Here is a 26,087-nt window from a genome sequence, read left to right as displayed (position 1 = left end):
GCCGACCAGCCTAGGTCCAGGGACTGACGAATTGCGCGCCAATTATCGCTGGACGGTCCTCCTCAGAGGCGTCCCAGCAGCGGCAGGGAGGTGCGGGGCTCGAGGCCCTTGGCAGCCAGTTCGGCATAGGCCAGGGGAAGGGCGGTGCGGATCGTCCGAGCTGAGTACGGCCAGTCCCACTGAGAGGCCCCCGGGTGGGGTCGTCCGTCGATCTCCGGGGTGTCGAGTGCCTCGAGGGCCTGATCGAGTCTGATGCCCCGACCGACGAGTTGTTCGGCCTGGCCGTAGATGGTCGAGACGTTGGCGCGCTGCTCGAAGACGACCTGCTTGTCGACGACGGAACCGTGGCCGGGCACGAAACGGGTCGAGTCCAGGGTGGCGCCCAGCATGCCGTCGAGGGTGGCGGCCCAGGTCTCGACGGTGCTGTCGGGCCCGAAACTGGGTTCGGCGCCGACCTCGACGAGGTCTCCGGTGAACACGACGTCCCGCTCGGGCAGGTGCACCACCAGGTCGCCCTGGGTGTGACCACGCCCGTGGTGGATGATCTCTGCCCTGGCCCCGCCCAGGTCGATCGCCTTCACCATGGCGACGGTCGTCGTGGCGGCCGCCAGGCCCTCCGGGACGGCGGGTGTCGGCTCGCCAGGGCCGTCAGGAACCTCACGCCCATCGCCTGTGGGCAGGTGCGCGGACTCGTGCGCGATCGAGACCACCTCGGACCCGAAGCCGGCCAACCCCCAGAAGTGGTCGAAGTGGTCGTGCGTGACAACCACGTGCGTGACGGGTCGTCCGGCATGTTCGGCGGCGGATGCGGCGATCATCGCGCCCTGCTCGGGCGAGGATCCGGTGTCGACCACCAGTACGGCGCGGTCGCCGACCACGAGCCCGATGTTGACCGAGGCGGGCTCCGCCACGGCGACCCAGACGCGGTCGGCCACGGGCTGCCACTGACCCAGAGAGAACTCCATGTCCGCGAGCCTAGCGTTACACTGGCACTCGGCCTGGCGGAGTGCCAGCGCCACCGGCCGGCAGGAGGTGACCATGGACGACCGCAAACTCGAGGTGCTCCGCGCCATCGTCACCGACTACGTCGAGTCGCGCGAGCCAGTCGGGTCGAAGGCCCTGGTGGATCGCCACCAGCTCAACGTCTCGCCCGCCACCGTGCGCAACGACATGGCGGTGCTGGAGGAGGAGGGCTACATCACGCAGCCCCACACCAGCGCCGGACGAATCCCCACCGACAAGGGCTATCGCATCTTCGTCGACCGCTTGGCCAGCATCAAGCCGCTGTCGGCGGCCGAACGGCGAGCCATCCAGACGTTCCTCTCCGGTGCGGTCGACGTCGACGACATCGTGCTGAGGACGGTGCGCCTGCTGGCGCAGATCACCCAGCAGGTGGCGATCGTGCAGTACCCGGCGTCGAACTCGGCGATCGTCCGCCACGTCGAACTCGTCAGCCTCACCGTTGACCGGGTGATGGTGGTGCTGATCACGTCGACCGGGCGTATCGAGCAGCAGGTGATCGAGCTGCCTGATCACGACGAGGCCCTGTTGGCGCGGTTGCGCGAGAAGCTGAACGGCAGCATCGTCGGCCTCGCCACCTCGCAGGCCGCCCAGCAGTTGACGGCCCTCTTGGCCGACATCTCACCCGACGACGCCATGCCCGCGGCCGCCCTCGTGGCGACGGTGCTCGAACTGTTGGCCGTCGACCGGGCCTCGGCCCGCGTGGCGGTCGCCGGAGTGCCGTACCTCACCCGTTTCACCGACCAGTTCGAGAGCACCGTCAAGCCGGTGCTCGAGGCGCTCGAGGAGCAGGTGGTGTTGCTCCGCCTGCTTGGTGAGACAGTGCAGGGCCACGAGATCGGGGTGAGGATCGGGCACGAGAACTCCGTCGAACAGCTGCGTTCGACGTCCATGGTGGCCAGCGCCTACGGCCCACAGGCCTCGGCATGGGCCAGCCTCGGGGTCGTCGGCCCCACCCGCATGGACTACCCCCAGACGATGGCCTCGGTGAGTGCCGTCGCGCGATATCTCGGCCGTTTCCTGTCAGAAGGTTGACCAACCCCAGAAGGATGTCCCAACGCAGATGAGCCCCTCCCAGACCGACTACTACGAGGTTCTCGGCGTCGCCCGCGACGCCACCCCCGAGCAGATCAAGAAGGCCTATCGCCGGATGGCGATGAAGGTGCATCCCGACGTCGCAGCCGATGCCGATTCGGCAGAGAAGTTCAAGCAGGTGCAAGAGGCCTACGAGGTGTTGCACGACCCGAACAAGCGGGCCGTCTACGACCGCGGCGGAGACCCGATGGGGTCGGGTTTCAGCGGCTTCGGCGGCGGCCAGGGGTTCGACGGGTTCGGCGGCAACTTCGGTGGTGCCGGGTTCGACTTCACCAACCTGGTCGACGCCATGTTCGGGGCCCAGTCCTCGAGAGGACCCCGCAGCCGGGTGCGGCGTGGTCAGGACGCGCTGGTGCGCGCCCAGCTGACCCTCGCCGAGGCGGCCTTCGGTCTCACCAAGCCGATCAGCATCGACACGGCGGTCGTCTGCCCCACCTGTGCCGGCAAGGGTTCCGAGGACGGCCAGGAGCCGGTCACCTGCACCGTCTGTGACGGGCACGGCGAGATCACCCAGATCCAGCGATCCTTCCTCGGCGACATCCGCACCTCCCAGGCCTGCCCCAACTGCCGCGGCTTCGGCTCGATCATCGCCCATCCCTGCACCGAGTGCTCGGGGGAGGGTCGGGTCCGGCACAAGCGCACCATCAACGTGAAGATCCCCGCCGGGGTCAAGTCGGGCAACCGCATCCACCTCGAGGCTCAGGGTGAGGTGGGTCCCGGTGGTGGCCAGGCCGGTGACCTCTACGTCGAACTGATCGTGGCCAACCACGAGACCTTCACCCGCGAGGACGACAACCTCGAGACGGTGATCCGGGTACCGATGACCGCCGCCGCGCTGGGCACCACGGTGCAGATCGCCACCCTGGAATCCGAGCGCGAGGAGACCGACGAGGCCGACCGCTGGGTCGACGTCGAGATCCCCACCGGTACCCAGTCGGGCACCCGGTTGGTGGTCGAGGGACGCGGCGTGCCCAACCTTCGCAGCGGACGACGGGGCGAACTCGGTGTCACCCTGCTGGTGCAGACCCCCACCAAGCTCGACGACGAGCAGCGCGAGCTGCTGGTCCGACTGGCTGAACTGCGCGACGAGACCTCCGTGGTGCCCAAGATGACCAAGCACGGCAAGGGAGTCTTCGGACGCCTGAAGGAAGCCTTCGGCGGATGACCGACGCGCTCTTCCTCGGGGAGATCGACGGCGCGGTTCCAGGCTCGGTGGTCGAACTGACCGGCGACGAGGGACGCCACGCGGCCGTGGTCAAGCGGATCCGGGTGGGGGAGTCGGTACTCGTCTCCGACGGCCGGGGACGCGCCGTCCACGGCCCGGTGGTCGAGGTCACCAAGCAGGGGATCCGGATGCGGGTGGACGAGGTGCTCAGCTCTGCGGAGGGCTCGCTCCGCTTCCGGGCGGTGCAGGCCCTGGCCAAGGGCGACCGCAGCGACCTGGCGGTCGAACTGCTCACCGAGATCGGCTGTTCCGAGATCGTTGCCTGGCAGTCGCACCGGTCGATCGTCCGGTGGGACGCCAAGGCCGACAAGGGACTGGCCAAGTGGGCGGCCACCGCCCGTGAGGCCACCAAGCAGTCGCGTCGGTTCCGCGTGCCCGTGGTCGATCGGGTGGTGACGACTCCCCAGCTGGTGAAGCAGGTGGCGGCCGACGAGGGCCTGGTGCTGGTGCTGCACGAGGACGCCACCGAACCGCTCAGTTCGCTCGACCTGCCCCACTCCGGCACGGTGACCGTGGTGGTCGGGCCCGAGGGCGGCATCGCCCCCGAGGAACTGGTGCAGCTGACCGAGGCCGGGGCTCGTCCGGTCGTCATCAGTGACGGAGTTCTCCGCTCCTCGACGGCGGCCGCCATCGCCATCACCCAACTCCAGACCCTGGCCGCGGTGCGGCCGTGAGCGAGTTCGGCTTCGTCCCCGACGCCGTGCTCGACAACGGGCTCGGGCGGGCCGGGGTGATCCACACCCCACACGGCCAGATCGAGACCCCCGCGTTCGTCGTGGTCGGCACCAAGGCGACCGTCAAGGCCGTGCTGCCCGAGACGGTGGCCCAGGTGGGGGCGCAGGCGGTGCTCGCCAACGCGTACCACCTCTACCTGCAGCCCGGATCCGATCTGGTCGACGAGGCAGGTGGGTTGGGGCGGTTCATGAACTGGCCGGGCCCCACCTTCACCGATTCCGGCGGCTTCCAGGTGATGAGCCTGGGTGCCGGGTTCAAGAAGGTGCTGGCCATGGACGCCTCGCGCGTCTCCAGTGACGAGGTGATCGCCGAGGGCAAGGAGCGGATGGCCCACGTCGACGACGACGGGGTCACCTTCAAGAGCCACCTCGACGGTTCGAGGCACCGGTTCACCCCCGAGGTGAGCATGAGGGTGCAGCACGAGTTGGGTGCCGACATCATGTTCGCCTTCGACGAGCTGACCACGCTGATGAACACGCGTACCTACCAGGAGGAGTCCCTCGAACGGACGAGGCTGTGGGCCGAGCGCTGCCTGGCGGCCCATGCCACCCTGACCCGCGAACGCGCCGACAAGCCGTACCAGGCGCTCTTCGGGGTACTGCAGGGAGCCCAGTACGAAGACCTGCGGCGCAAGGCGGCGCGCGACCTGGCGGCCATGGAGGTCGACGGGCAGTCCTTCGACGGTTTCGGCATCGGCGGTGCGCTCGAGAAGGAGAACCTGGGCACCATCATCGGCTGGGTCTGCGAGGAACTTCCCTTCGACAAGCCCCGTCACCTGCTGGGCATCTCGGAGCCGGAGGACTTCTTCGCCGCGGTCGAGGCGGGCGCCGACACCTTTGACTGCGTCAATCCTTCGCGGGTGGCCCGCAACGCCGCCATCTACACGGTCGACGGACGGTTCAACGTCAACACCGCGGCCTCACGCCGGGCCTTCGTGCCCTTGGACGAGGAGTGCGACTGCTACACCTGCGCCCACTACACGCGCGCCTACCTGCACCACCTGTTCAAGGCCAAGGAGATGCTCGCCTCCACGCTGGCGACCATCCACAACGAGCGGTTCACGGTGCGGCTGGTCGACCAGATCCGGGCCTCGGTGAGGTCGGGGGAGTTCGACGACCTGCGCACGGAGTTCCTGGGTCGGTTCCACGCCCGCAGGCGGTCCACCGCGCTCTGAGGGGGCCGGGTTCCGGTGGACGAGCGGCTCAGCGGGGACGGTAGCTGGGCTCGTGGCGCTTCAGCCACTTGATCAGCCAGGCGGTGGCCGGCATGACGGCGTACTGCACCGCCACCTTGTAGACGAATCCGAAGCAGGTGTAGTTGGCCCACTGGCCGACGGTGGTGATACCGATCGCGGTCGCTGCCACGGTGCAGAAGACCAGGGTGTCGACCAATTCGCCCAGACCGGTGGACGAGGCGAGTCGCGCGAACAGCCCCCGCTCGAGGGTGCGCCTCTTCATCAGCACCATCACGGTCGAGTTGAGCGTCTGCCCCGCTGCGTAGCCCAGCAGCCCCGCGAGCACGATCTGCCAGACGGGGCCCAGGGCCGTCTCGAGGGCTGACTGCTTCGCGATGCCGTAGTCGTCGTTGAACCCGGGCAGCACGATGATGATGGCGTAACAGATCACCGAGACGACCGCGGCGATGAATCCCATCACGATCGCCCGGCGGGCCGCCCTCGCGCCGTACAACTCGGTGATGACGTCGCCGAGGATGTAGGCCAGCGGGAACAGGAAGAAGCCACCGTCTGTGATGATCGGTCCGAACTGCACCCCCTTGGAGCCGCCGATGTTCGACAGGATCACGACCACGCTGATGCTGGCCAGCAGCACCGCGTAGTGGCCGGACCCCGGGTCGGCCCACGCGGGGCCGGCGGTGTCGGGCTGGGTGCGGGACGTGGGGGAGGTCTCGATCACGATCGGTCAGTGTATGCGGAGTCGGTTGGCTCACTCGTACATGACATAGACGGGGTGGAGCGCGAGTACCTCTGCCGGGGTCATCAGTCGGCCCCCGGTCTTGACGTCCTCCTGGTAGAAGAGCTTGAAGCCCAACCGCACGAAGTCGGGAGTGGTGGCGGTCACACGCTTCCACGTCGCCACCTTCGCTCCCGGGCTGCCGATGCCGTCGACGGATTTCACCCAGGCCATGCCGGGGTAGGGGCGCAGCGTGGATTCCTGGCGGACGACCCCGGGGTTGAGCTGGTGGAAGACGGCCACCTTCTCGGGCAGACCACGACGGGAGACCAGCGCCGACAGGTACTGCCCCACCAGGTTGAGCTCCGCTCCGGTGGTGTGTCCGAAGACCCGCCCGGGCACCTGTCCCGGTTGGACCGACCATTCCGGGTCGAGGGCCACGCCGACGTCGGGCTCCTCCAACCAGCGTTCGTAGGCCCTGACCTCATCGATGAAGCGCGCCCGGCCGGGCTGGATGTTGAGCAGCAGCAGCGCCCGCCGGCGTCTGGCCATGGCCAGCCACTGGTCGATGACGGCCCCGTCGATGCGGGTGCGGTACGTGCCGTCGGCGCCCGGCGTGGCGTGCACGGTGGTGACGATGAGTTCCATCACCGGGACGACGGGCTTCGCCCCGGCGTACTGACGGGTCAGGGCAAGCATCTCGGTCGTGCGGGCGGCCAGGTCGTTCCCGACCCCGAGGCGTCCCTGCCCCGGTGCGCCGGGATGGCCGCACCAACCGACGAGCCGGGCACCGCTCGAGAGGGGCGTCATTCCTCCCGGCGTGTCGAACGAGGGGGTACTCGCAGGGCTCGAGGGGGCTGAGGGCGAGGAGGGAGGGGTCGCGCTGGCGGTGGGCACCGGTGACCGAGTGGCGGTGGAGCGCCCCTTCACGGACGATCCGTGCCCGGGCGTGGAGGAGCCGCCGCAGCCCGCGAGGGCGGCAGCGGCTCCGAGTGCGGAACTGCCGGTCAGGGTCAGGAGGTGGCGACGATCCATGTGTCCATCGTCGCCGATCGGCGTGCCGCGGGGCACATCACTGCTCGGCGAGCAGGCCGTAGAGCTGCTTTCGAGTGCTGGTCACCAGCTCGGCGGCCCGCTTCGCGAGCTCCTCGTCACCGGTCTGTGCGACGGCCTTGGCGGCGTGGGCGAGTCCGCCGAGTGCCTTGAACAGTTGGGCCTGGGCGTTGTCGTCCGAGCCATCGCTGGTCTGCTCCCAAGGAGCGGGACGATCGGCGGCCCGCTCGGACTCGGCTCGGCCCTCCTCGGTGATCTCGTAGAGACGGCGGCCGCCGGACTCGGTCTCGCGGATCAGGCCCTCGTCGGTCAGTTGGCTGAGGGCGGGGTAGATGGCGCCGGGGCTTGGCTTCCATGCTCCTTCGGAGCGATCACCGAGTTCCTGGATGATCTGGTAGCCGTTTCGCGGTTCCTCGGCGATCAGCAGCAGGGCCGCCAGTCGCACGTCCCCACGTCGGGCCCTGCCGCCGCGGCCACGAGGGCCGCCGAAGCCGGGCCCGAAGCCGGGCCCGAACCCGAAACCCCGGCCGAAGCCCGGGCCGCCGAAGGGTGGATTGAAGCCCGGAGCCTCCGGACCGGGCCCGAAGCCATCATGGCGACGGTGGCGACCACGCGGTCCGCGCCCGTCACCGTCGGGGCCCTCGGGTTCGGGGCGATGGTTGTGGGGGTGCTCGTGGCGCCCCCCGAATGGGGGAGTGAAGTCGAAGCTCTTCATGATTGCTGTCTCGTTTCGTGTTGGTCGGTGGGCCCCGGGGGCGCCACGCTGGAGTTGTGGAGGTGGGCACGACGTCTCGGGCTCACGAGATCAACTGTGACGGCCATATCGCGATATGTCAACGATATATCTAGAACTGTCGCGAAGTGCTCCGATGGATACCCGCTGGAACCTCGGCGTTCCGCCTTGCCTGGACGTGAGTCAGTGGCAGAATCGGGTCATGGAAGGCTCATTCAGCACCGACGAAGTGGTCCCCGAGGACTCCGAGCAGCTCGACCAGCTCGACCAGGTCGACACCCTGATCGACCGGGGGGTGAACGATCCCCTCGACGAGGGCTGGATCGCTCCCGACCACTGGTCCGCGGCCCAGGGCTTCGGCAACACGGCCACCGAACAGCGCGAGGGAGAGACCCTCGAGATGCGGATCAGCCAGGAGGAGCCGGAGGTCGTCCGTCGCCACGAGGACTGGAATCCCGACCACGAGAAGCGCGAGGTCGGACGCCAACGCGCCGGCCGACTGGTCGATGCCAAGCTCGGCGAGGACGGCGTCGACACCGAGAAGGACGAGGTCGGCGTCGACGTCGGCTTCGCGGGTGGTGCGGCCTCCGCGGAAGAAGCGGCCATGCACATCTACGATCCCGACCACGACGATCCCGACGAGGAATGGGACGGCGAGGAGTGGGACGAGCCGGTGGCCTCCGAGGTCGCCCGCTGACAGCCCACCGCCCTTGGTGGGATCAGGTGGTTCTGAGCGCCGTCACCTCAGGGGCCCGGTAGGCGCGGAAGGATCGCCCGAACACCGCGCACGCCGCCACGCCGAGCACCACCAACACACCGCCCCACAGGGACGCCCAACCCGCGCCGATCCTCGCGGCCGCCAAGCCGTGCGCCACGTCGGCGACCCGGGGTCCGCCGACCACCACGACGAAGAACACCCCTTGCAGCCGTCCCCGCACGTCATCGTCGGCCGCCTGCATCAACATCGTCGAACGAAACGCGGACGAGGCCGTGTCGGACGCACCGCCGACCGCCATGGCGGCCACGGCCACCACCAGCCAGGGCAGCATCGTGCCTCCCGCCAGCACGCAGGCGAGGCCGAAGGCGATGACGCACAGACCCCAGCAGAGGACGCAGACCAGCACCGCGACCCCGTGGTGGCGCACCCGGGAGACCCAGCCGGAGAACACACCACCGAGGAAGCCGCCGAAGGGGATCGCCGCGAACAGCACGGCCAGGGCCACGCCGCCATCGGAGGGTCCGCCGAAGTTGACGTCGGCCAACTGGGGGAACAGCACCCGCGGCATGCCGAAGATCATCGCCACCAGGTCGACCACGAAACTCATCAACAGCACCGGCGACCCCTTCAGATAGCCCAGACCGTCGGCAATGGAGCGCAGTCCGGGACGACGATGCGTTGCCGCGCCCTCGGAGCGGCGGGGGAGCATCGGCGGCAACTTCCAGACCGCGTAGACCGTGCTCAGCAGGAAGAGGGCGTCGGCGAGGTAGAGCCAACTGAAGCCCAGCACTGGGATCAACATGCCACCGACGAGCGGCCCCGCGATGCCACCGAAGAGGAAGACGGTGGTGTTCAGGGCATTGGCGGCGGCCAGTTCGTCCGGTTCGACCAGGCTGGGGAGCATGGCCGTGCGCGCCGGTGAGGTGATGGCGAAGAAGGCTTGCTGCACCGAGAACAGGCCGAGGATCAGCCACACGTTGTGCAGCCCCGCGAACGCCTGCACGGCGAACAGGCTGCTGGCTGCGACCAGGCCGACCCCGGCGAGCAGGGCGAGTTTGCGCCGGTCGAAGTGGTCGGCCAGCGCCCCGCCCCACAGCCCGAACACGAGCAGGGGCACCAGTCCGAAGACACCGGTCAGACCGACGATCGCGGAATCGTGGGTGAGTTGCCACAGCTGCGCCGGCACGCTGACGACGGTGAGTTGGGCACCGATCGTGGTGACGATCTGGGCGGTCCACAGGCGCCGGTAGTCGGGGTGTCTGAGCGGCCGCGTGTCGGCGAACAGTCGGGGAGCCACCGGGGAACCCTAGTCCTCGGACGGGAGCGCAGCGGGGCCCACATCCACGCGAGAAGAGGCAGTTGAGGGGCCTTTCCGTCACCCTGCGTGACGACAAGCCCTCCCACGTGCCCCGATTGGCGCGGATCCGGCGGGAGGATTTCGCCTCGAGCCGATGCCGACCCCACCACGGTCAATCGGGTCGATCACGCGGGCGCGCGCGCCTAGAATGGTGCCGTCCACCCCATCGGTCCTGCCCCGGAGGCCCTCCTGAGTACCGTCACGCCGCTCCCAGCCGAGCGCATCGTGCAGATTCCTGCGTCCATCCCCATGGTCAACGTGCTCGGCCCGCGCGATGAGTTCCTGCGCATCCTCGAACGTGAACTCGAGGCTGACCTGCACGTGCGCGGCAACGAGGTGACCCTGCGTGGCACCCCCGACCAGGTGGTCTTCGCCCAAGAGGTGCTGACCGAGTTGATCACCATCCTGCGCACCGGTCAGGGGCTGACTGCCGAGACCGTCGAGCGCGTGGTGACGATGAGCGAGGCCCAGGAGCAGGTGGCGCCCGCCGAGGTGCTCACCCAGAACATCCTCTCCAACCGCGGCAAGACGATCCGCCCGAAGACGCTCAACCAGAAGCGGTACGTCGACGCCATCGACCAGCACACGGTCGTGTTCGGCATCGGCCCCGCGGGCACGGGCAAGACCTATCTGGCCATGGCCAAGGCCGTGCAGGCGCTGCAGGCCAAGCAGGTCAACCGCATCATCCTGACCCGCCCCGCGATCGAGGCGGGCGAGAAGTTGGGCTTCCTGCCCGGCACCCTCAACGACAAGATCGACCCGTATCTTCGTCCGCTCTACGACGCCCTGCACGACATGGTCGACCCCGAGTCGGTGCCCAAGCTGTTGACGGCGGGCACCATCGAGGTGGCGCCGCTCGCCTACATGCGCGGGCGCAGCCTCAACGACGCCTTCATCATCCTCGACGAGGCCCAGAACACGTCGATGGAGCAGATGAAGATGTTCCTCACCCGGCTGGGGTTCGGTTCGAAGATGGTGGTCACCGGCGACGTCACCCAGGTGGACCTTCCCGGTGGGCAGCTGTCCGGGCTGCGCGCCGTGCAGCACATCCTCGACGGGGTCGCCGACATCACCTTCTGCCAGTTGACCAACCACGACGTGGTACGACACAAGCTGGTCGGACGCATCGTGGCCGCCTACGACCGCTACGAGACGGCACAGCCCCACGAGGACGAACGCGGTCAACGTCACGACCGGTTCCGTCGATGATCGACCTCAACAACGAGTCGGGTGAGCCTGCCGACGAGCAGGGCCTGATCGCGCTGGCGTCGTTCGCACTCGACCACCTGCGCATCAACCCCCAGTCGGAGTTGTCCATCCTGCTCGTCGACGAGGACACCATGGCCGGCTACCACGAACGGTTCATGGACCTGCCCGGACCGACGGACGTGATGAGCTTCCCGATGGACGAGATGCGGGCGCCCTCCGACGACCAGGACCCCCCGCGCGGGCTGCTGGGTGACATCGTGCTCTGCCCGACCGTGACCGCCAGGCAGGCCGCCGAGAACGGACGATCCGCCGACGACGAGGCGGAGTACCTGCTGATCCACGGGCTGCTGCACCTGCTGGGGCATGACCATGCCGAACCGCAGGAGAAGGCAGTGATGTTCGGCCTCAACGACCGCATCATCGCCGCCTGGCAGTCGCGCAAACCGGGGGCCTGAGTGGGCACCACCGACTGGGTGATGCTCGGTTTCGCCCTGGCGTCGGCCATCCTCGCCAGCATCCTGGTGGCGACCGATGCCGCCCTGCAGTCGTTCAGCCGTTCACGCTCCGACCAGTTGGTCGAGGACGGTCGTCCCGGGTCGGCCCGCCTGCAACGGATCGTCGTCGACCCCGCCCCCTACGTCAACGCGTCGATGTTCGTGCGCATCCTGGCCGAGATCGTCTCGATCGTGCTGGTGGCCTTCGTGGTCTACGGGCAGCTCGAGCCGACCTGGCAGCGGATCCTGATTGCCGCCGGCTCGATGGTGGTGACCTCGTTCATCTTCTGGGGGGTCGCGCCCCGCACGATCGGGCGCCAGCGCGCCGACCAGGTCGCCCTCGCGATGTCGGGCCCCGTGACCTTCCTCGACGCCATCCTCGGCCCCATTCCGCAGCTGATGATCCTGATCGGCAACGCACTCACCCCCGGGCGAGGGTTCGCCGACGGACCCTTCTCGAGCGAGGCCGAGTTGAGGGAGATGGTCGACCTGGCCCAGGCCAACGAGGTGATCGAGGCAGGTCAGGTCAAGATGATCCACTCGGTCTTCGAACTGGGTGCCACCTATGTCAAGGAAGTGATGGTGCCCCGCACCGACGTGGTGTGGGTCTCCGCCGACAAGACCTTGCGCCAGGGCCAGGCGCTCTGCCTGCGCTCGGGCATCAGCCGCATCCCCGTGGTGGGCGCCGGCGGTCTCGACGACGTGCAGGGCATCCTGTTCCTCAAGGACGCCACCCGCCGCATCTTCGACCACCCCGACGCCGGACGCCACGAGACCGTGGCGCAGGTGATGCGACCGGTCACCTTCGTGCCCGACTCCAAGCCGGTCGACGAGGTGCTGCGTGACATGCAGCGCACCCGCACCCACCTGGTGATGGTGGTCGACGAGTTCGGTGGCACGGCTGGCCTGTTGTCGATCGAGGACATCCTCGAGGAGATCGTCGGCGAGATCGTGGACGAGTACGACGCCGACCCGACCCTGGCCGAGGAGATCGGCGACGGCACTTGGCGGATCAGCGCCCGGATGCCGATCGACGACCTGGGCGACCTGTTCGGGCTGCACCTCGACGACGACGACGTCGAGACGGTCGGCGGCCTGATGGCCAAGCAACTGTCGGTGGTGCCGATCCCGGGCTCGATGATCGTCTACGAGGGCCTGGTGATCACCGCCGAGAAGGAAGTGGGTCGCCGCCACCAGATCGACACCTGTCTGGTGCGCCGCGCCGAGGACGACGAACCGACCGAGGAGAACGCCCATGCCTGATCACACCCCGACCGCCCAGCGGGGGACCGAGACGCCCTTCGTGTCGGGCTTCGCCTGTTTCGTCGGTCGCCCCAATGCCGGCAAGTCCACCCTCACCAACGCGCTGGTGGGCCAGAAGGTCGCGATCGCCTCGTCGAAGCCGCAGACGACCAGGCACGCCGTGCGTGGCATCGTGAACCGTCCCTCCGCCCAGTTGGTGCTGATCGACACCCCCGGGCTGCACAAGCCCCGCACCCTCCTGGGGGAGCGCCTCAACGACATCGTGCGCGCCACCTGGACCGAGGTCGACGTCGTCGGTGTGGTGCTGCCGGCGAACCAGAAGATCGGCGCCGGCGACACCTACCTGGTCTCGGAATTGGCCAAGTTGCCCCGTCGACCCAAGCTGGTGGCGATTGCCTCGAAGATCGACCTGGTCAGGCCGGAGCAGTTGCGCCAGCACCTGCTCGACATCACTGCCCTCGAGGATGCCCACCAGGTGCGCTTCGAGCACATCGTCCCGGTCTCGGCGATGTCGGGGGAGCAGGTCGACGAGGTCGCCGACGTGCTGATCTCGATGCTGGAACCCGGCCCGGCGTTCTACCCCGACGGTGAGGCCACCGACGAACCGACAGAGACCTTGGTGGCGGAGCTGATCCGCGAGGCAGCCCTCGAGGGGGTGCGCGACGAACTGCCTCACTCCATCACCGTCGTGATCGACGAGATGGGGTTGCGCAAGGATCGTCCCCAGGACAAGCCGCTGCTCGACATCTACGCCTCGATGGTGCTCGAGCGCGACTCGCAGAAGGGCATCATGATCGGCCACCAGGGGTCACACCTGCGCGAGGTCGGCACGAAGGCCCGCGAGCAGATCACCGCGCTGCTCGGCACCCCTGTCCACCTTGACCTCAAGGTCAAGGTGATGAAGGACTGGCAGCGCGACCCCAAGTTCCTCAACCGGCTGGGCTTCTGACGCCACCCGACTGCGGCCACGTCCGCCCCGACCCGCTCACAGACCGGAGTGGGTGATCCGTCCGTCCAACATGGTCAACGACGGACGAGTGGCCGCCAACCGCTGCGGAGCCACGTCGAACGGGTTCTCGTCGAGCAACAACAGGTCGGCCTCCGCCCCGGGCACGAGGCTGGCCACGCCGCGGGTGGACGACAACAGGGCCTGTGAGACGGTGAGCGACTGCTCGGCGTGCCACGCCTCACGAATGCCGTCGCTGCGGGTCACCGCCGCCTGGATCGCCAGCCACGGGTCGAGCGGTGCCACGGGCGCATCGGAGCCGAACGTCATCACCACCCCGGCCTCGGCCATCGACGCGCAGGCGAACGCGCTGGCCGTGCGGTCGGCCCACAGGTCGTCCATCGCATCGCGGTCGTCGAGCAGGTGGGCGGGTTGCACACTGGCGCGGATGCCCAGCTGGGCCATCCGGGTGATGTCGGAGGGACGCACCAACTGTGCGTGCTCGATGCTGCCGCGGGCGCCGGTCGCGGCGAAGGCGTCGAGCACCTGCGAGACGGCCTGGTCACCGATGGCGTGGATGGCCGACTCGATGCCGTTCGCCCATGCCCTCGACATCAGGTGGGCGAGGTCGCCGGTGGAGATGTTCACCACCCCGCGATCGCGGTCGGGATCGACCCGACCCAGTTCGGACGAGGTGTACGGCTCGCAGCAGTAGGCGGTGCGCGCGGTCAGTGAACCGTCGGAGACCACCTTCAGTGGGCCGGCGATCAGCAGCCCCGAGGGATCGAGCAGGTCACCGGAGTGCAGCCCCTCGTCGATGGCTCGTTCCAGCCACTGCGGGTAGATGGCGGGCCTCACGCACAGGGTCTGGAATCCCTCGGCGAAGCGGCGCCGCCACTCGTCCATGGTCCAGCTCATCTCCATGTCGACGATGCCCACGACACCGCGGGAGGCAGCCTGTTTGGCGGTCTCGTTGATCCGGCGGTCGAGGGCTGCGGTGGGCAGGTGGTTGAGCTGGCGGGTGAGCGCGAACGCTTCCTCCTCGACCAGGTGGCCGGAGCCTGTCACGCCGTGGCGTGCCATGGCGGCGGAGTTGAGCCAGGCGGAGTGCAGGTCGCCCGAGAGCAGCACCGTGGGGTGCTGACCGGTGGCCTCGTCCAGCACCTCGAGGGTCGGCGGCTCTGGCCAGCGGGAGTCCCGGAAGCCGAATCCGACCAGGGTGTCGGCCTCCAGCGTCCGTCGGGAGCGGTCGAGGTGGGCGCGGACGATCGAGGCGGCCTCCGCGGCCGACGCGGAGTCCGCGACGCTCACCCAGCGCGAACACATCGCCCACTGCGCCATGTGCACGTGGGCATCCCACAGGCCGGGGATGACGAAACGTCCGTCGGCGTCGACCTCCTCGACCTGGCTCAGTCCAGGACGACGGCTGATCCGGCGCTGCACGATGTGCAGGTCGGTCGGCGAGGAGGCTCGGCCCGTGGCCAGGTCGAGCACTCGGGCGTCCCGGATCACCAGGTCTGGGGCGTCGCCCGTGTGCGTCGCGAGGGCCGGGCTGATGGCTGTCACGGCAGTCATTCAAACCCACCGGGATCAGCGCCGATGACCTCGTCCAGAGGGTGGGCCGATGGGGTCGAGCGGCCCGCACGGGTCACGCGCCGGGTGCATACCCCTGCCCGTACTGCTTCACGTAGGCAGCGGGATCGGCGGTGCGCATCGCCTCGCCGAGGGCCCGCATGCGGGCGGCGTTGACCCGGTTGACCGACGCCCCGTTCACCATGGCGAAGCCCTGGATCGGCACCTGCAGCGAGATCATCGTCCGCTCGTCGACCCGCCGCAGCGCGGGCAGCAACCCCAGCACGTTCTGCTCGGAGATGCCGCCGCTGACCTTGGTGTTCTTCAGCAGCATGCGCAACAACATCGGCAGCTGCGTAGGTTCGGTGGCGGCGTGCTGCTTGAGTCGACTGATCATGCCCTGCAGCAGGGCCCGGTGGCGCTCCGCCCGGTCGAGGTCGCCCAGCGGCAGGGTCTTGCGCTCGCGCGCGTAGATCAGCCCGTCGGTGCCCTCGAGGGTGATCCGTCCCTTCTTGAAGAAGACCACCCGCCCTGTCGAGATCACCTTGGCGGTGGTGGCATGACGGTTCGTCACCGTGATGCCCTTCAACCAGCGGGTGATCGCGATGAAGCCGGCGAACCCGGTCTGGGCGACGTAGTGGATCTGCAGCCCACCGAACAACGCCGACACGGTCTTGACCATGCCGGCGGTGCCACCTCGGGTCTGCGCCGCGTTGATCTTGCCCGAGCCCCCGCCGGCATACGACACGAAGGTGTCCCGGGGAATCGAGACGACCGCCAGCTTGGTGCGGTCGGCCGAGAGCTGGGCGACCATGATCACGTCGGGACGCCCCGACCAGTTGTCGGTGCGTGAGTCATTGCCGAGGAAGAGCACGTTGACCACCCCGGGACGCAACACGTCGGCGATGCTCGCGGTGGCGGTGGGTGTCGGGCTGGGTGTGGGGGTCGCTCTGGCCGAGGAACTCGACTGGCTGGGTGTGGCAGTGCCGCTGGAGGTTGCCGGGGGAGCGCTGGGCGAGGGGGTCTCGGTCTGGGAGCCGCGTCGGCTGCAGGCGCTGAGCAGCGCTGCGGCCGCTCCGAGCAGGCCTCGTCTGGTCCATCGATGGGAGGGCGGCATCGTCATGCACTCATTCAAGCGTGGCGAGGGTCGAGTCGGGCGGTGCTCGCCGCAGCTGGGCCGGGAACCACCGGTCGTCCCGGAGGGTTCGCGGTCTGACGGGTCGCGGGCAAACAGGCCACTGGCAGACGCGGGGTGTAGGGTCGGCACCGTGACGTGCGTGCGGCTCCTCCTTCACTGCCGCAGCGAGGCCCGGTAATCGTCCGGCGGACCCTCTCGCTGCGGAGTTGTGACGTGCCCGCCCCACACGACGAACCCAGTGAGGACTCATGAACACCACCCCTTCGGCTGCGTCCGAGCAGCCAGCCGCCACCGCTCCGACTCGTTTCGGGACGCTGCGCCAGCCCGTACCGGTGCAGCAACCCAGTCCGATGCCCGTGGGCCGCTACACCCCCTTCGTGCCCATCGCCCTGCCCGACCGCACCTGGCCCGACAACAAGGTGACCCGGGCCCCGCGCTGGCTGTCAACCGACCTGCGCGACGGCAACCAGGCCCTGATCGACCCGATGACGCCGGCCCGCAAGCGCACCATGTTCGACCTGTTGGTGAAGTTGGGCTACAAGGAGATCGAGATCGGTTTCCCGTCGGCCTCGCAGACCGACTTCGACTTCGTCCGCCATCTCATCGAGGACGACGTCGTGCCCGACGACGTGACCATCTCGGTGCTCACGCAGGCCCGCGAAGACCTGATCGAGCGCACGGCCCAGTCGCTGGTGGGCGCTCGGCGAGCGACCATCCACATGTACAACGCGACCGCCGAACTCTTCCGCCGGGTGGTGTTCAACATCAGCGCCGAGGAGTGCATCGCCATGGCGACCCGGGGCACCCAGATGGTGATGAAGCATGCGGAGTCGCACCTGGGCGACGTCGAGTTCGGCTACCAGTACAGCCCCGAGATCTTCACCCAGACACCGACCGATTTCGCGGTCGAGGTCTGCAACGCGGTCTCCGACGTGTGGCAGCCCGACGCGGGCCGCGAGATCATCTTCAACCTGCCGGCGACCGTGGAGCGTTCGACGCCCAACACCTACGCCGACCAGATCGAGTACTTCATCCGCAACGTCCGCGACCGCGAGAACGTGGCCGTGTCGTTGCACCCCCACAACGACCGAGGCACGGCGGTGGCTGCGACCGAGCTGGCGATGATGGCCGGTGCTGACCGGGTCGAGGGTTGCCTGTTCGGCCACGGCGAGCGCACCGGCAACGTCGACCTGGTGACGCTGGCACTGAACCTGTTCAGCCAGGGCATCGACCCCCAGGTGGACTTCTCGGACATCGACGAGGTGCGCCGCACGGTGGAGTACTGCACGGGTCTGCCCGTGCATCCCCGTCACCCCTATGCGGGCGACCTGGTCTACACGGCCTTCTCCGGCTCCCACCAGGACGCCATCAAGAAGGGCCTGGAGGCGCTCGAGAAGCAGGCCGCCGCCGAGGGCGTGGGGCTGCACGAGGTGGCCTGGGAGGCCCCCTACCTGCCCATCGACCCCCACGACGTCGGACGAACCTACGAGGCCGTGATCCGGGTCAACAGCCAGTCCGGCAAGGGCGGCATGGCGTACATCATGAAGACCGAGCACAAGCTCAACCTGCCGCGCAGGCTGCAGATCGAGTTCTCGCGCGCGGTCCAGTCGCACGCCGACGCCGACGGTGGTGAGGTCAACGCCGCCCAGATGTGGGACTACTTCGACAACGAGTACCTCACCGGCGGCAAGTACAAGCTGGTCAAGGCGAGTTCCTCGTCCCAGGACGGCGAGCACGAGATCCATGCCGTGGTCGAGGTCTCGGGTGAGCGTCGAGAGGTGAGCGGACGAGGCAATGGTCCGCTGTCGGCCTTCATCGACGCCATCACCGAGCGCGGTCTGGTGGTGAGGGTCCTCGACTACTCCGAGCATGCGCTCACCACCGGGGGTGACGCGCAGGCGGCCGCCTATGTCGAGGCAGAGGTGGGCGAGGGTGACGATGCCCAGGTGCTGTGGGGCGTCGGCATCGACTCCGACATCGTCACGGCCACGATCAAGGCCGTGTTGAGCGCCGTCAACCGTTCGGTTCGCTGACCGGGGGACGAAGTCCACACCGACCCCACACGACACCACGAACCTGGCAGGGGCGACGGCCACACGGGCGACGGGGGTGCGGAGCCATTGGCTCCGCACCCCCGTCGTGGTGTTCGGTTGACGACCGGACTGGATCAGCCCTTGGTCAGCGGGGCGAGCGTCTTGTCGTCCTTGTAGACCTCGGCGGCGTTGTCCTTGGTGACGATCTTCGGCTCGAGCAGGTAGGCCGGAACCACCTTGACGCCGTTGTCGTACGACTTCTCGTCGTTGACCTCGGGCTTCTTGCCCTGCTGCAGGTCATCGACCATCACGATCGAGTGCTGCACCAGCGCGGTGGTGTCCTTGTAGATGGTCGAGTACTGGGCGCCCTCCATGATCGACTTCACCGACTCCACCTCGGAGTCCTGTCCGGTGACCACGGGGACGTCCTTGCCGGCCTGCTTGACGGAGGTCATCGCGGCGCGGGCAAGGGTGTCATTGGGGGAGAGGATGCCGTCGAGCTTGGTCGAGCCCGCGTAGGTGCCCGACATGATGGTGTCCATGCGCTTCTGGGCGTTCTCGGCCTTCCATCCCTGGGTGGCCACCTGCTGGAACGTGGTCTGACCCGAGCCGACGGTCAGCGTCTTGTCGTCGATCTTGGGCTTGAGCACGCTCATGGCGCCGTCGAAGAAGACCTGCGAGTTGGCGTCGTCGGGCGAACCGGCGATCAGTTCGATGGTGTAGGGGCCGCTGCCCTTGCGCGCCTTGAGCCCGTCGAGCAGGGCCTGGCCCTGCAGCTGGCCGACCTTGAAGTTGTCGTAGGCGACGTAGTAGTCGACCGCGTCGGTGTTCTTCACCAGGCGGTCATAGGCGATCACCGTGACGCCGGCATCCTTGGCGGCCTTGAGCTGGGTGCCCAACTGGGAGCCGTCGATGGCACCCACGATGATCACCTTGGCGCCCTTGGTGACCATGGCCTGGATCTGGTTCTGCTGCTCCGAGACGCCGCCGTTGGCGAACTGCACGTCGGCCTTGTAGCCGCCCTTGTCCAGGCCGTCCTTGAACAGGTTCTCGGCCAGCACCCAGTTCTCCGAGGTCTTCTGGGGCAGTGCGACGCCGATCAGGGAGCCCTTGTCGAACCCGGAGGTCGAGTTCGACTGCTGGGCGCTGCCCTCGCGACCGCCACAGGCGGAGAGGGCAAGGGCGGCGGCAGCCACCAGGGCGACCGCGGCCTTCGTGAACTTCTTCATGGTTCCTCTTCTTGGTGTGTGTTGCATCAGTGATCGGCGGCTGTGCCGACCAAGGTCTGGGGTTGTTCGGGCGGGTTCTGCCCGGTGGGTCCGTTCGGCTGCTGGTCGACGGATGAGAGCGAGGTCTGGTCGGGCAGGTCGGACGACGACTGGCGACGCTGCAGCCCGCGGGTCAACAGGCCGGTGATGGAGGGCTTGCCCTGGGACTTGTTGTAGACGTCGAAGGCGACGGCGACCAGCAGCACGAGGCCCTTGATCACCGAGGTGGTGTCGGCGCCGACGCCCATCATCTGCAGGCCGTTGTTGAGCACGGCCATCACCAGGCCACCGATCATCGACCCGACCACGGTGCCGACACCGCCCGAGACGGCTGCCCCGCCGATGAACACGGCGGCGATGGCGTCGAGCTCCCAGCCGACACCGTCGAAGGGCCCCGAGGCGGTGGAGCGGGCGACGAAGATCATGCCGGCCAGCGCTGCCAGCACCGACATGTTCACCATCACCAAGAAGTCGATGCGCTTGGTCTTCACGCCCGACAACTGCGCGGCGTGGCGGTTGCCGCCGACGGCGTAGACGTGACGCCCCAGGATGGTTCGTCCGGCGACGAAGCTGTAGACCAGCACGAGGGCCACCAGGATCAGACCCGAGATCGGGAACGAGGTACCCGGACGGCCGGTGGCGAACATGTAGGTGAGGAAGAAGATGATGGCTGCCAGCAGCACGAGTTGCACCGCCGTGACCGCGAAGGGACGAAGCGTGACACCGAGCTTGGCCTGCTGGGCGCGACGACGCAGGGCGAACACCACCAGCAGTGCGATGGCCAGCAGGCCGAGCAGCATGGTGAGGTTGTTGAACCCGGTGTCCGGCCCGATCTCGGGCAGGTAACCGGCGCCGATCTGCTGGAAGTCGGCCGGCACCGGGATCGTGTTCGACTTGCCCAGCATCTGGTTGAGTCCGCGGAAGAGCATCATGCCGGCCAGCGTCACGATGAAGGCGGGGATGCCGGCGTAGGCGACCCAGAATCCCTGCCAGACACCGATCACGGCACCGATCAGCAGGCCGATGATGATGCCCACCCACCACGGCAGGTGCGCGTCCCTCATCACCAGTGCCACCGAGATGCCGGCGACCGCGGCGACGGAGCCGACGGAGAGGTCGATGTGGCCGGCGATGATCACCAGCACCATGCCGATGGCCAGTACCAGGATGTAGGAGTTGCCATTGAGCAGGTTCATCAGGTTGGTGGGGGTGAGCACCCTGCCCCCCGATTGCCACTGGAAGTACAACACCAGGGCCAGCAGGGCGAACAACATGCCGAACTGGCGGATGTCGCCGGAGAACAGTTCCTTCAGAAGTTTCATGCGATGGGCTCCTCGTTGGTCAACGCGAGCAGGTCTTCGGCCTTGGCGTTGTCGTCTGTCTTGGTGGTGCCGATGGTCATCAGCCGCATCAGCGACTCCTGGTCCGCCTCCCCGTGGGGCAGGCAGCCGGTGATCCGTCCCTCGGCGATGGTGTAGATGCGGTCACACAGGCCCAACAGTTCGGGCAGTTCCGACGAGATCACCACCACGGCCTTGCCGGCGTCGGCGAGTTTCTGGATGATCCCGTAGATCTCGAACTTGGCGCCCACGTCGATGCCGCGGGTCGGTTCGTCCAGGATCAGCACCTCGGGCTGGGTGAACAGCCACTTGGCGAGCACCACCTTCTGCTGGTTGCCGCCCGAGAGCTTGGTGACCCTCTCCTTGACGCTGGGGGTCTTGGTGCGCAGCGAGCGCCGGTAGTCGTCGGCGACGGCCACCTCCTGGTCACGGTCGACCACTCCGTGGTTGCTGATCCGGGCCAGGTCGGCGATCACCGTGGTCGCCTGGATGGTGTCGAGCGGGTTGAAGCCGAGGGTCTTGCGGTCCTCGGTGACGTAGGCCAGTCCCGCACGGATGGCCTTGCTGACGGTGCTCACGTCGGCGTGGCGTCCGTTGATCCGTACCTCGCCCGAGACGTACTGCCCGTAGCTGTGGCCGAACAGGGACCGCGCCAACTCGGTGCGACCGGCACCCATCAGCCCTGCGAAGCCGACGATCTCGCCACGGCGCACGTGGAACGAGTTCTGCTTGCTGACGAGGCGATCGGGCACCTGCGGGTGGCGCACCGTCCAGTCGCGCACCTCGAGCAGGGTCTCGCCGATGTTCGGGGTGTGGTCGGGGAAGCGGCTCGACAGCGGACGACCGACCATGCCCCGGATCACCCGGTTCTCGTCGATGTCGGCGGTCACGGGGAAGCTCTCGACGGTCTTGCCGTCGCGCAGGATGGTGATCGAGTCGGCCAGCGCGGTGATCTCGTTGAGCTTGTGGCTGATCATGATGCAGGTCACGCCGCGCGAACGCAGGTCACGCAGCAGGTCGAGCAGGTGGGCCGAGTCGGTCTCGTTCAGGGCGGCGGTGGGCTCGTCCAGGATGAGCAGCTTGACGTTCTTGCTCATCGCCTTGGCTATCTCGACCAACTGCTGCTTGCCGACGCCGATGTTCTTGATGGGCGTCTTGGGGTTCTCGACCAGACCCACGCGGGCCAGCAGCCTGGACGCCTCGAGCTCGCTGCGGTTCCAGTTGATCACTCCCGACGAGGCGAGTTCGTTGCCGAGGAAGATGTTCTCGGCGATCGACAACTCGGGGATGAGCGCCAGCTCCTGGTGGATGATCGCGATCCCGGCCGCCTCGGACTGGCGGATGTTCGAGAACGATGCCGGCTTGCCGTCGAACTCGATCTCGCCCTCGTAGCTGCCGTGCGGGTAGACGGCCGAGAGCACGTTCATCAGGGTCGACTTGCCGGCGCCGTTCTCGCCGCAGATCGCGTGGATCTCACCGCGCCTGACGGTCAGGTTGACGTCGTCGAGGGCCTTCACACCGGGGAAGGTCTTGGTGATGTGGCGCATGGCCAGCAAGGTGTCGCCGGGGCGGCTGTCGTCGCTCTCGGTGGTTGGCTCCACGAAACCGGGGCCCGGGTTTGCCCCGGCTGCGGACAGCGGGGCGTGACTGTCGGTCATCTCACTCCTGTGACGTCGTTGTCAGGTCGTCGCCTCAAGCTAGGCCCTGAACCGCATGCGGTCAACTCTTGAACGCAAGCTATCTGCTTCAATTCCGGCCCTGGTGGGCGGGTCGCCTATTGCAGGCGCAGCGCCTCGGTGCGGGCCACCAGTGCGGCCGCCCCCAGGGCCGCCGCAGTCGGACCCAGCTGGCACCGCGTGATGACGGTGGTCTGCGCCACGGCCGGGATCACGTGCCTGACGAAGGCCCGTTGCACGGGGTCGAACAGGGGGGCCCCGGCCTCGGCGAGGGTGCCACCGATCACGACTGTTCCCGGGTTGACCACGGTGCAGACGGCGGCCAGGGCCTGTCCGATCGCCTCGCCCACGTCCTCGAGCACTCGTAGGGCGGGCAGGTCGCGCTCCTGGGCGAGAGCCACGACACCGGCATCGGTGAGGGAGGGCAACCGACGCGCGCGGGCCACCAGCCCCGCCACCACGGCGGACGATGCGACCGTCTGCAGGCAGCCCCGGTTGCCGCAGCGGCAGATCTCGCCGCGGGGCACGACCTGGAGGTGGGCGATCCGGCCTGCCGCTCCCACTCTGCCGGAGACCAGCCGGTTGTCGACCACGAGACCGACCACGGGCTCGACGCCGAGGGTCAGGTGTGCCACCGAACTTGAACTGGCATAGGGGCCCCACGAGATCTGGGCGAACGCGGCCAGTGCGGCGGCCGGTTCGAAGCGGCACTCGTACGAGAACGTGACCTCGGCCAGCGGCGACGGGTCGACATCGTCCCAGGTCGAGAGCCGGTCGTCGCCGGAGAACGCATGGGTGGCCGGGGGCAGACCGATGACCGCTCCGATCACGTCGTCGACGGTGATGCCGAGGTCGTCCAGCAGGTCGTCGGCCTGTCGCCGCAGTTGCTGCAGCTGTCCCGACGGGGTGGTCGCGGTGAGGGGGACGTCCACCGATCGGAGCACCTCGTGATCGGTGCGGGCCAGCACCAGGCGCAGTCGTCCCTCGCTCAGGTCGGCCCCCACGCAGACGCGGGCATCGGCGCGCAGCGCGATCTCCATTGCCCGCCGGCCGGAGTCGATGACAGGTGTCGTGGTCACCCGCGCGGCGGCGCTGAGCTCGCGGACAATGTTCGAGATGGTGCCCGTCGACAGGCCGGTCAGTCGGCTCAACTTGGCCTGGGTGGTCGGTCCGCGCTGGGCCAGGGTCTCCACCACCCGCTGGGTGTTCTGGTGGCGAAGGGCAGGCTGGGAGCCGGGCTTGCGGCGCGCGTGCTTCGGCTGTCCGGGCATGGGCGCCAGTGTGGAGCGAGTTCGATGCTGTCGTCAAACAGTGAACGCGGGCCTCGACCCTGCTCGGCAGGCCTCGGACGGAAGGCCCGGGGTGGAGCCGCCGTGGTCAGCCGCGGCTGGTCGCCCCCGGCTGTTCCCCGTTCACGATCTGCTCGTTCGGCACGGCGCCGCCGAAACGACGGTCCCGGTTCACGTACAGCTCGACGGCGTGCCACAGGTCACGGCGGTCGAAGTCCGGCCACAGCCGGTCGAGGAAGACCATCTCGGCGTAGGCCGACTGCCAGACGAGGAAGTTGCTGGTGCGCTGTTCACCAGACGAGCGGACGAACAGGTCGACCTCGGGCACGTCGGGGCAGTAGAGGTAGCGCTCGAGCCGGTCCTCGGTGATCCGGTCGGGATCGATCCGCCCGGCCTTGGCGTCGGCCGCCAGTCGGCGTACCGCGTCGACGATCTCGGCTCGTCCACCGTAGTTGACGCAGAACTGCAGGGTCAGGGTGGTGTTGTTCCGCGACTGCTCCTCGGCCGCCCGCAGTTCGTGGATGACCGACTTCCACAACCGGGGTTCCCGGCCTGCCCAGCGGATCCGTACGCCCATCGCGTCCAGCTGGTCGCGGCGTCGATGGATCACGTCACGGTTGAAGCCCATCAACCACCGCACCTCGTCGGGGGAGCGCTTCCAGTTCTCGGTCGAGAAGGCGTAGGCCGACAGGTAGGGGATCCCGAGCTCGATGGCGCCGGCGATGACGTCGAACAGGGAGTCCTCGCCCCGTGCGTGCCCCTCGGTGCGCTTGAGCCCACGCTGTTTGGCCCATCGGCCGTTGCCGTCCATCACGATGGCGACGTGTCGGGGCAGGTCCTTGGCGGCGATGGCCGGTGGTCTGGCGCCGCTGGGGTGGGGCTCGGGGGGTCGGGGCGACATGGGGCTCCTCACTGCAGGTGGGCGAGCATCTCGGGGGCGTCGGCCAAGGTGGTGGCCGCATTCGCCAGGGTCACCGACACCGGGGTGATGAAGACCACCGGGATCTCGCCGAACCCGTTCTCCCAGTCACGGCGCGGGGAGGTCACCACGGGACGACCGGACCGCAGCGTCGACAGGGTGAGGGCTGTCTGGTGGGCCAGCAGCTTCGGGTCGCGGTACTCGGTGGCCACCACGATGCCGTCGGCGAGGGCCTTCAGCCCCGCGGGCGTGGCCCCGGCCGAGACCATCAGGGGCAGCGGTCGCCGGTTCACCTCGAAGGCGGCCCGTGCCGGCGCGATGAAGTCGTCGGTGGGCAGCAGCAGGCCGTCCATGGGTTGGTTGAGGTAGGTGGCCTGGATGGTGGTCGACAACTGCTTGGTCGCCCTCGCCGGGTCGAGGTCGGGCACCTCGACCTGGGTGTAGTAGAGCCTCCCGGTCTTGGTGATGGTCGGTGAGTCCGACCGGTAGGGCAGGCGCTGGACGAACGTTCCCCGGAGGCGCGCGGCGCCGGCCTTGTCGTCGGGTGCCAGGCCGAGGCTCTCGACGTTCCAGCGACGACCCTCGTTCTTGCCCAGTGCTGTGGTCAGGGCGGCGGCCTGTTCAAAGCCCCCGGCCCAGTCGTCCCAACCGACGAAGACCGAGCACATGCCCGTCGACACCTGCGGTCGCTCTCCCAGGCACAACACACTGGTCCCGGCCTTGACGACTGCCGCCAACTCGTCGGCGGGTTGGTCGGAGTGGGGGAGTTCGACGACCAGGGTGGGCGGAGGGTGGTCCTCGAGGTCACGGACCCTCGTCCGCAGTTCTTGGGTGTTCCTCACCTGGGTGATGTCGAGGTCGAGTCCGGCAGCAGCGTAGGCCGACCGCAGGAACGGCCGCAGGGCCGGGTGGCCCGGGGTGCTGGGAGCGAGCACCAGCGTCTCGACCGCACCGTCATGGGCGAAGTCGACGGTCACCGACTCGGCCTCTGCCTTGTTCGCGCAGCCCCCCAGCACCAGCGTGGTCGCCAGGGCCAGGGCACCGGCCCAGACACCCACGCTTCGCTTCACCCGTTCAGGGTATCCGGTGGGAGA

At 68.3% G+C, this 26,087-nt stretch carries 23 protein-coding genes; 10 read left to right on the top strand and 13 right to left on the bottom strand.

Translation table 11 applies throughout. The features are described 5' to 3' along the window. Nucleotides 1-62 precede the first annotated feature (62 nt). Complete coding sequence (locus H507_RS16005) at nt 63-965, bottom strand: MBL fold metallo-hydrolase (RefSeq protein ID WP_022910557.1); 903 nt, start codon at nt 963-965, stop codon at nt 63-65. A 73-nt stretch (nt 966-1,038) separates the two neighbouring features. Between H507_RS16005 and hrcA the strand changes: the two genes are divergently transcribed. Genes hrcA through tgt form a run of 4 tightly spaced genes read left to right on the top strand, consistent with a single transcriptional unit; the run spans nt 1,039 to nt 5,249 of the window. Further along, nucleotides 1,039-2,055, top strand: a complete 1,017-nt coding sequence (gene hrcA, locus H507_RS0109875; RefSeq protein ID WP_022910556.1) for a heat-inducible transcriptional repressor HrcA — start codon at nt 1,039-1,041, stop codon at nt 2,053-2,055. Nucleotides 2,056-2,083: 28 nt separating this feature from the next. After that, nucleotides 2,084-3,280, top strand: coding sequence for a molecular chaperone DnaJ (dnaJ, locus tag H507_RS0109870; RefSeq protein WP_022910555.1), 1,197 nt, complete (start codon nt 2,084-2,086; stop codon nt 3,278-3,280). Next, on the top strand, nt 3,277-4,014 hold the full coding sequence (locus H507_RS0109865) for a 16S rRNA (uracil(1498)-N(3))-methyltransferase (RefSeq protein ID WP_022910554.1): 738 nt from the start codon (nt 3,277-3,279) through the stop codon (nt 4,012-4,014). The genes dnaJ and H507_RS0109865 overlap by 4 nt, the downstream gene beginning before the upstream one ends. Beyond that, complete coding sequence (gene tgt, locus H507_RS0109860) at nt 4,011-5,249, top strand: tRNA guanosine(34) transglycosylase Tgt (protein ID WP_022910553.1); 1,239 nt, start codon at nt 4,011-4,013, stop codon at nt 5,247-5,249. Before H507_RS0109865 ends, tgt begins: the two co-directional genes overlap by 4 nt. 28 nt (nt 5,250-5,277) lie before the next feature. Here tgt and H507_RS0109855 read toward each other — a convergent pair whose 3' ends face one another. The 3 genes from H507_RS0109855 to H507_RS16000 form a co-directional block, all read right to left on the bottom strand. After that, nucleotides 5,278-5,985: a queuosine precursor transporter gene (locus H507_RS0109855; protein ID WP_026378062.1), complete on the bottom strand. Its 708-nt coding sequence runs from the start codon at nt 5,983-5,985 to the stop codon at nt 5,278-5,280. Between the two features lie 33 nt (nt 5,986-6,018). Next, a complete protein-coding gene (locus H507_RS0109850; protein WP_051139770.1) occupies nt 6,019-6,795 on the bottom strand; it encodes a hypothetical protein in 777 nt (258 codons plus the stop codon). 262 nt (nt 6,796-7,057) lie between these two features. After that, entirely contained in the window at nt 7,058-7,753 is a 696-nt protein-coding gene (locus H507_RS16000) for a PadR family transcriptional regulator (protein WP_022910550.1), read from the bottom strand. Nucleotides 7,754-7,973: 220 nt separating this feature from the next. Between H507_RS16000 and H507_RS15995 the strand changes: the two genes are divergently transcribed. Continuing rightward, on the top strand, nt 7,974-8,468 hold the full coding sequence (locus H507_RS15995) for a DUF5709 domain-containing protein (protein ID WP_022910549.1): 495 nt from the start codon (nt 7,974-7,976) through the stop codon (nt 8,466-8,468). Nucleotides 8,469-8,490: 22 nt separating this feature from the next. Here the strand turns inward: H507_RS15995 and H507_RS0109835 are convergent, their stop codons facing one another. Next, the gene (locus tag H507_RS0109835) at nt 8,491-9,786 is read right to left on the bottom strand and encodes an MFS transporter (RefSeq protein ID WP_022910548.1); all 1,296 of its coding nucleotides are present in this window, start codon (nt 9,784-9,786) and stop codon (nt 8,491-8,493) included. Nucleotides 9,787-10,095: 309 nt separating this feature from the next. Here H507_RS0109835 and H507_RS0109830 point away from each other — a divergent pair, with 309 nt between their 5' ends. From H507_RS0109830 to era, 4 genes are read left to right on the top strand one after another with little or no spacing between them, the layout of a single operon-like run. Next, nucleotides 10,096-11,055, top strand: coding sequence for a PhoH family protein (locus H507_RS0109830; RefSeq protein WP_022910547.1), 960 nt, complete (start codon nt 10,096-10,098; stop codon nt 11,053-11,055). After that, on the top strand, nt 11,052-11,510 hold the full coding sequence (gene ybeY / locus H507_RS0109825; RefSeq protein ID WP_022910546.1) for an rRNA maturation RNase YbeY: 459 nt from the start codon (nt 11,052-11,054) through the stop codon (nt 11,508-11,510). The genes H507_RS0109830 and ybeY overlap by 4 nt, the downstream gene beginning before the upstream one ends. Then, nucleotides 11,511-12,812: a hemolysin family protein gene (locus tag H507_RS0109820; RefSeq protein ID WP_022910545.1), complete on the top strand. Its 1,302-nt coding sequence runs from the start codon at nt 11,511-11,513 to the stop codon at nt 12,810-12,812. Beyond that, nucleotides 12,805-13,761 carry a GTPase Era gene (gene era, locus H507_RS0109815; protein ID WP_022910544.1) on the top strand — a complete coding sequence of 319 codons (957 nt, stop codon included), beginning with the start codon at nt 12,805-12,807 and terminating at the stop codon, nt 13,759-13,761. Before H507_RS0109820 ends, era begins: the two co-directional genes overlap by 8 nt. Before the next feature lie 36 nt (nt 13,762-13,797). Here era and H507_RS0109810 read toward each other — a convergent pair whose 3' ends face one another. Continuing rightward, nucleotides 13,798-15,324: an amidohydrolase gene (locus H507_RS0109810; protein WP_022910543.1), complete on the bottom strand. Its 1,527-nt coding sequence runs from the start codon at nt 15,322-15,324 to the stop codon at nt 13,798-13,800. A gap of 82 nt (nt 15,325-15,406) precedes the next feature. Next, the gene (locus H507_RS0109805) at nt 15,407-16,453 is read right to left on the bottom strand and encodes an LCP family protein (RefSeq protein ID WP_084707739.1); all 1,047 of its coding nucleotides are present in this window, start codon (nt 16,451-16,453) and stop codon (nt 15,407-15,409) included. 365 nt (nt 16,454-16,818) lie between these two features. On the opposite strand from H507_RS0109805, the gene leuA reads away from it, so the two are divergent. Continuing rightward, a complete protein-coding gene (gene leuA, locus H507_RS0109795; protein ID WP_051139769.1) occupies nt 16,819-18,501 on the top strand; it encodes a 2-isopropylmalate synthase in 1,683 nt (560 codons plus the stop codon). A 134-nt stretch (nt 18,502-18,635) separates the two neighbouring features. Here leuA and H507_RS0109790 read toward each other — a convergent pair whose 3' ends face one another. The 6 genes from H507_RS0109790 to H507_RS0109765 form a co-directional block, all read right to left on the bottom strand. Next, nucleotides 18,636-19,730, bottom strand: coding sequence for a substrate-binding domain-containing protein (locus H507_RS0109790; protein WP_022910539.1), 1,095 nt, complete (start codon nt 19,728-19,730; stop codon nt 18,636-18,638). A 26-nt stretch (nt 19,731-19,756) separates the two neighbouring features. After that, entirely contained in the window at nt 19,757-21,091 is a 1,335-nt protein-coding gene (gene mmsB, locus H507_RS15990) for a multiple monosaccharide ABC transporter permease (RefSeq protein WP_022910538.1), read from the bottom strand. Then, the gene (gene mmsA / locus H507_RS15985) at nt 21,088-22,767 is read right to left on the bottom strand and encodes a multiple monosaccharide ABC transporter ATP-binding protein (protein WP_022910537.1); all 1,680 of its coding nucleotides are present in this window, start codon (nt 22,765-22,767) and stop codon (nt 21,088-21,090) included. The genes mmsB and mmsA overlap by 4 nt, the downstream gene beginning before the upstream one ends. A gap of 116 nt (nt 22,768-22,883) precedes the next feature. Further along, complete coding sequence (locus H507_RS0109775) at nt 22,884-24,056, bottom strand: ROK family transcriptional regulator (RefSeq protein WP_022910536.1); 1,173 nt, start codon at nt 24,054-24,056, stop codon at nt 22,884-22,886. 106 nt (nt 24,057-24,162) lie between these two features. Further along, nucleotides 24,163-24,975, bottom strand: a complete 813-nt coding sequence (locus tag H507_RS0109770) for an isoprenyl transferase (protein WP_022910535.1) — start codon at nt 24,973-24,975, stop codon at nt 24,163-24,165. 8 nt (nt 24,976-24,983) lie between these two features. Continuing rightward, nucleotides 24,984-26,063, bottom strand: coding sequence for a substrate-binding domain-containing protein (locus H507_RS0109765; RefSeq protein WP_169512703.1), 1,080 nt, complete (start codon nt 26,061-26,063; stop codon nt 24,984-24,986). Between the last annotated feature and the right edge of the window lie 24 nt (nt 26,064-26,087).

It is taken from the genome of Aestuariimicrobium kwangyangense DSM 21549 (assembly GCF_000421525.1).
Taxonomy (GTDB): domain Bacteria; phylum Actinomycetota; class Actinomycetes; order Propionibacteriales; family Propionibacteriaceae; genus Aestuariimicrobium; species Aestuariimicrobium kwangyangense.
The sequence above is the reverse complement of the archived record's forward strand: the minus strand, read 5'-3'. Positions and strand labels throughout refer to the sequence as shown.

What these genes read in the sequence shown, in the direction of transcription:
- H507_RS16005 (WP_022910557.1), bottom strand. Translation starts at nt 965, where the DNA reads ATGGAGTTCTCTCTGGGTCAGTGGCAGCCCGTGGCCGACCGCGTCTGG.
- hrcA (WP_022910556.1), top strand. Translation starts at nt 1,039, where the DNA reads ATGGACGACCGCAAACTCGAGGTGCTCCGCGCCATCGTCACCGACTAC.
- dnaJ (WP_022910555.1), top strand. Translation starts at nt 2,084, where the DNA reads ATGAGCCCCTCCCAGACCGACTACTACGAGGTTCTCGGCGTCGCCCGC.
- H507_RS0109865 (WP_022910554.1), top strand. Translation starts at nt 3,277, where the DNA reads ATGACCGACGCGCTCTTCCTCGGGGAGATCGACGGCGCGGTTCCAGGC.
- H507_RS0109850 (WP_051139770.1), bottom strand. Translation starts at nt 6,795, where the DNA reads ATGACGCCCCTCTCGAGCGGTGCCCGGCTCGTCGGTTGGTGCGGCCAT.
- H507_RS16000 (WP_022910550.1), bottom strand. Translation starts at nt 7,753, where the DNA reads ATGAAGAGCTTCGACTTCACTCCCCCATTCGGGGGGCGCCACGAGCAC.
- H507_RS15995 (WP_022910549.1), top strand. Translation starts at nt 7,974, where the DNA reads ATGGAAGGCTCATTCAGCACCGACGAAGTGGTCCCCGAGGACTCCGAG.
- H507_RS0109830 (WP_022910547.1), top strand. Translation starts at nt 10,096, where the DNA reads ATGGTCAACGTGCTCGGCCCGCGCGATGAGTTCCTGCGCATCCTCGAA.
- ybeY (WP_022910546.1), top strand. Translation starts at nt 11,052, where the DNA reads ATGATCGACCTCAACAACGAGTCGGGTGAGCCTGCCGACGAGCAGGGC.
- era (WP_022910544.1), top strand. Translation starts at nt 12,805, where the DNA reads ATGCCTGATCACACCCCGACCGCCCAGCGGGGGACCGAGACGCCCTTC.
- H507_RS0109805 (WP_084707739.1), bottom strand. Translation starts at nt 16,453, where the DNA reads ATGACGATGCCGCCCTCCCATCGATGGACCAGACGAGGCCTGCTCGGA.
- leuA (WP_051139769.1), top strand. Translation starts at nt 16,819, where the DNA reads ATGCCCGTGGGCCGCTACACCCCCTTCGTGCCCATCGCCCTGCCCGAC.
- H507_RS0109790 (WP_022910539.1), bottom strand. Translation starts at nt 19,730, where the DNA reads ATGAAGAAGTTCACGAAGGCCGCGGTCGCCCTGGTGGCTGCCGCCGCC.
- mmsB (WP_022910538.1), bottom strand. Translation starts at nt 21,091, where the DNA reads ATGAAACTTCTGAAGGAACTGTTCTCCGGCGACATCCGCCAGTTCGGC.
- mmsA (WP_022910537.1), bottom strand. Translation starts at nt 22,767, where the DNA reads ATGACCGACAGTCACGCCCCGCTGTCCGCAGCCGGGGCAAACCCGGGC.
- H507_RS0109775 (WP_022910536.1), bottom strand. Translation starts at nt 24,056, where the DNA reads ATGCCCGGACAGCCGAAGCACGCGCGCCGCAAGCCCGGCTCCCAGCCT.
- H507_RS0109770 (WP_022910535.1), bottom strand. Translation starts at nt 24,975, where the DNA reads ATGTCGCCCCGACCCCCCGAGCCCCACCCCAGCGGCGCCAGACCACCG.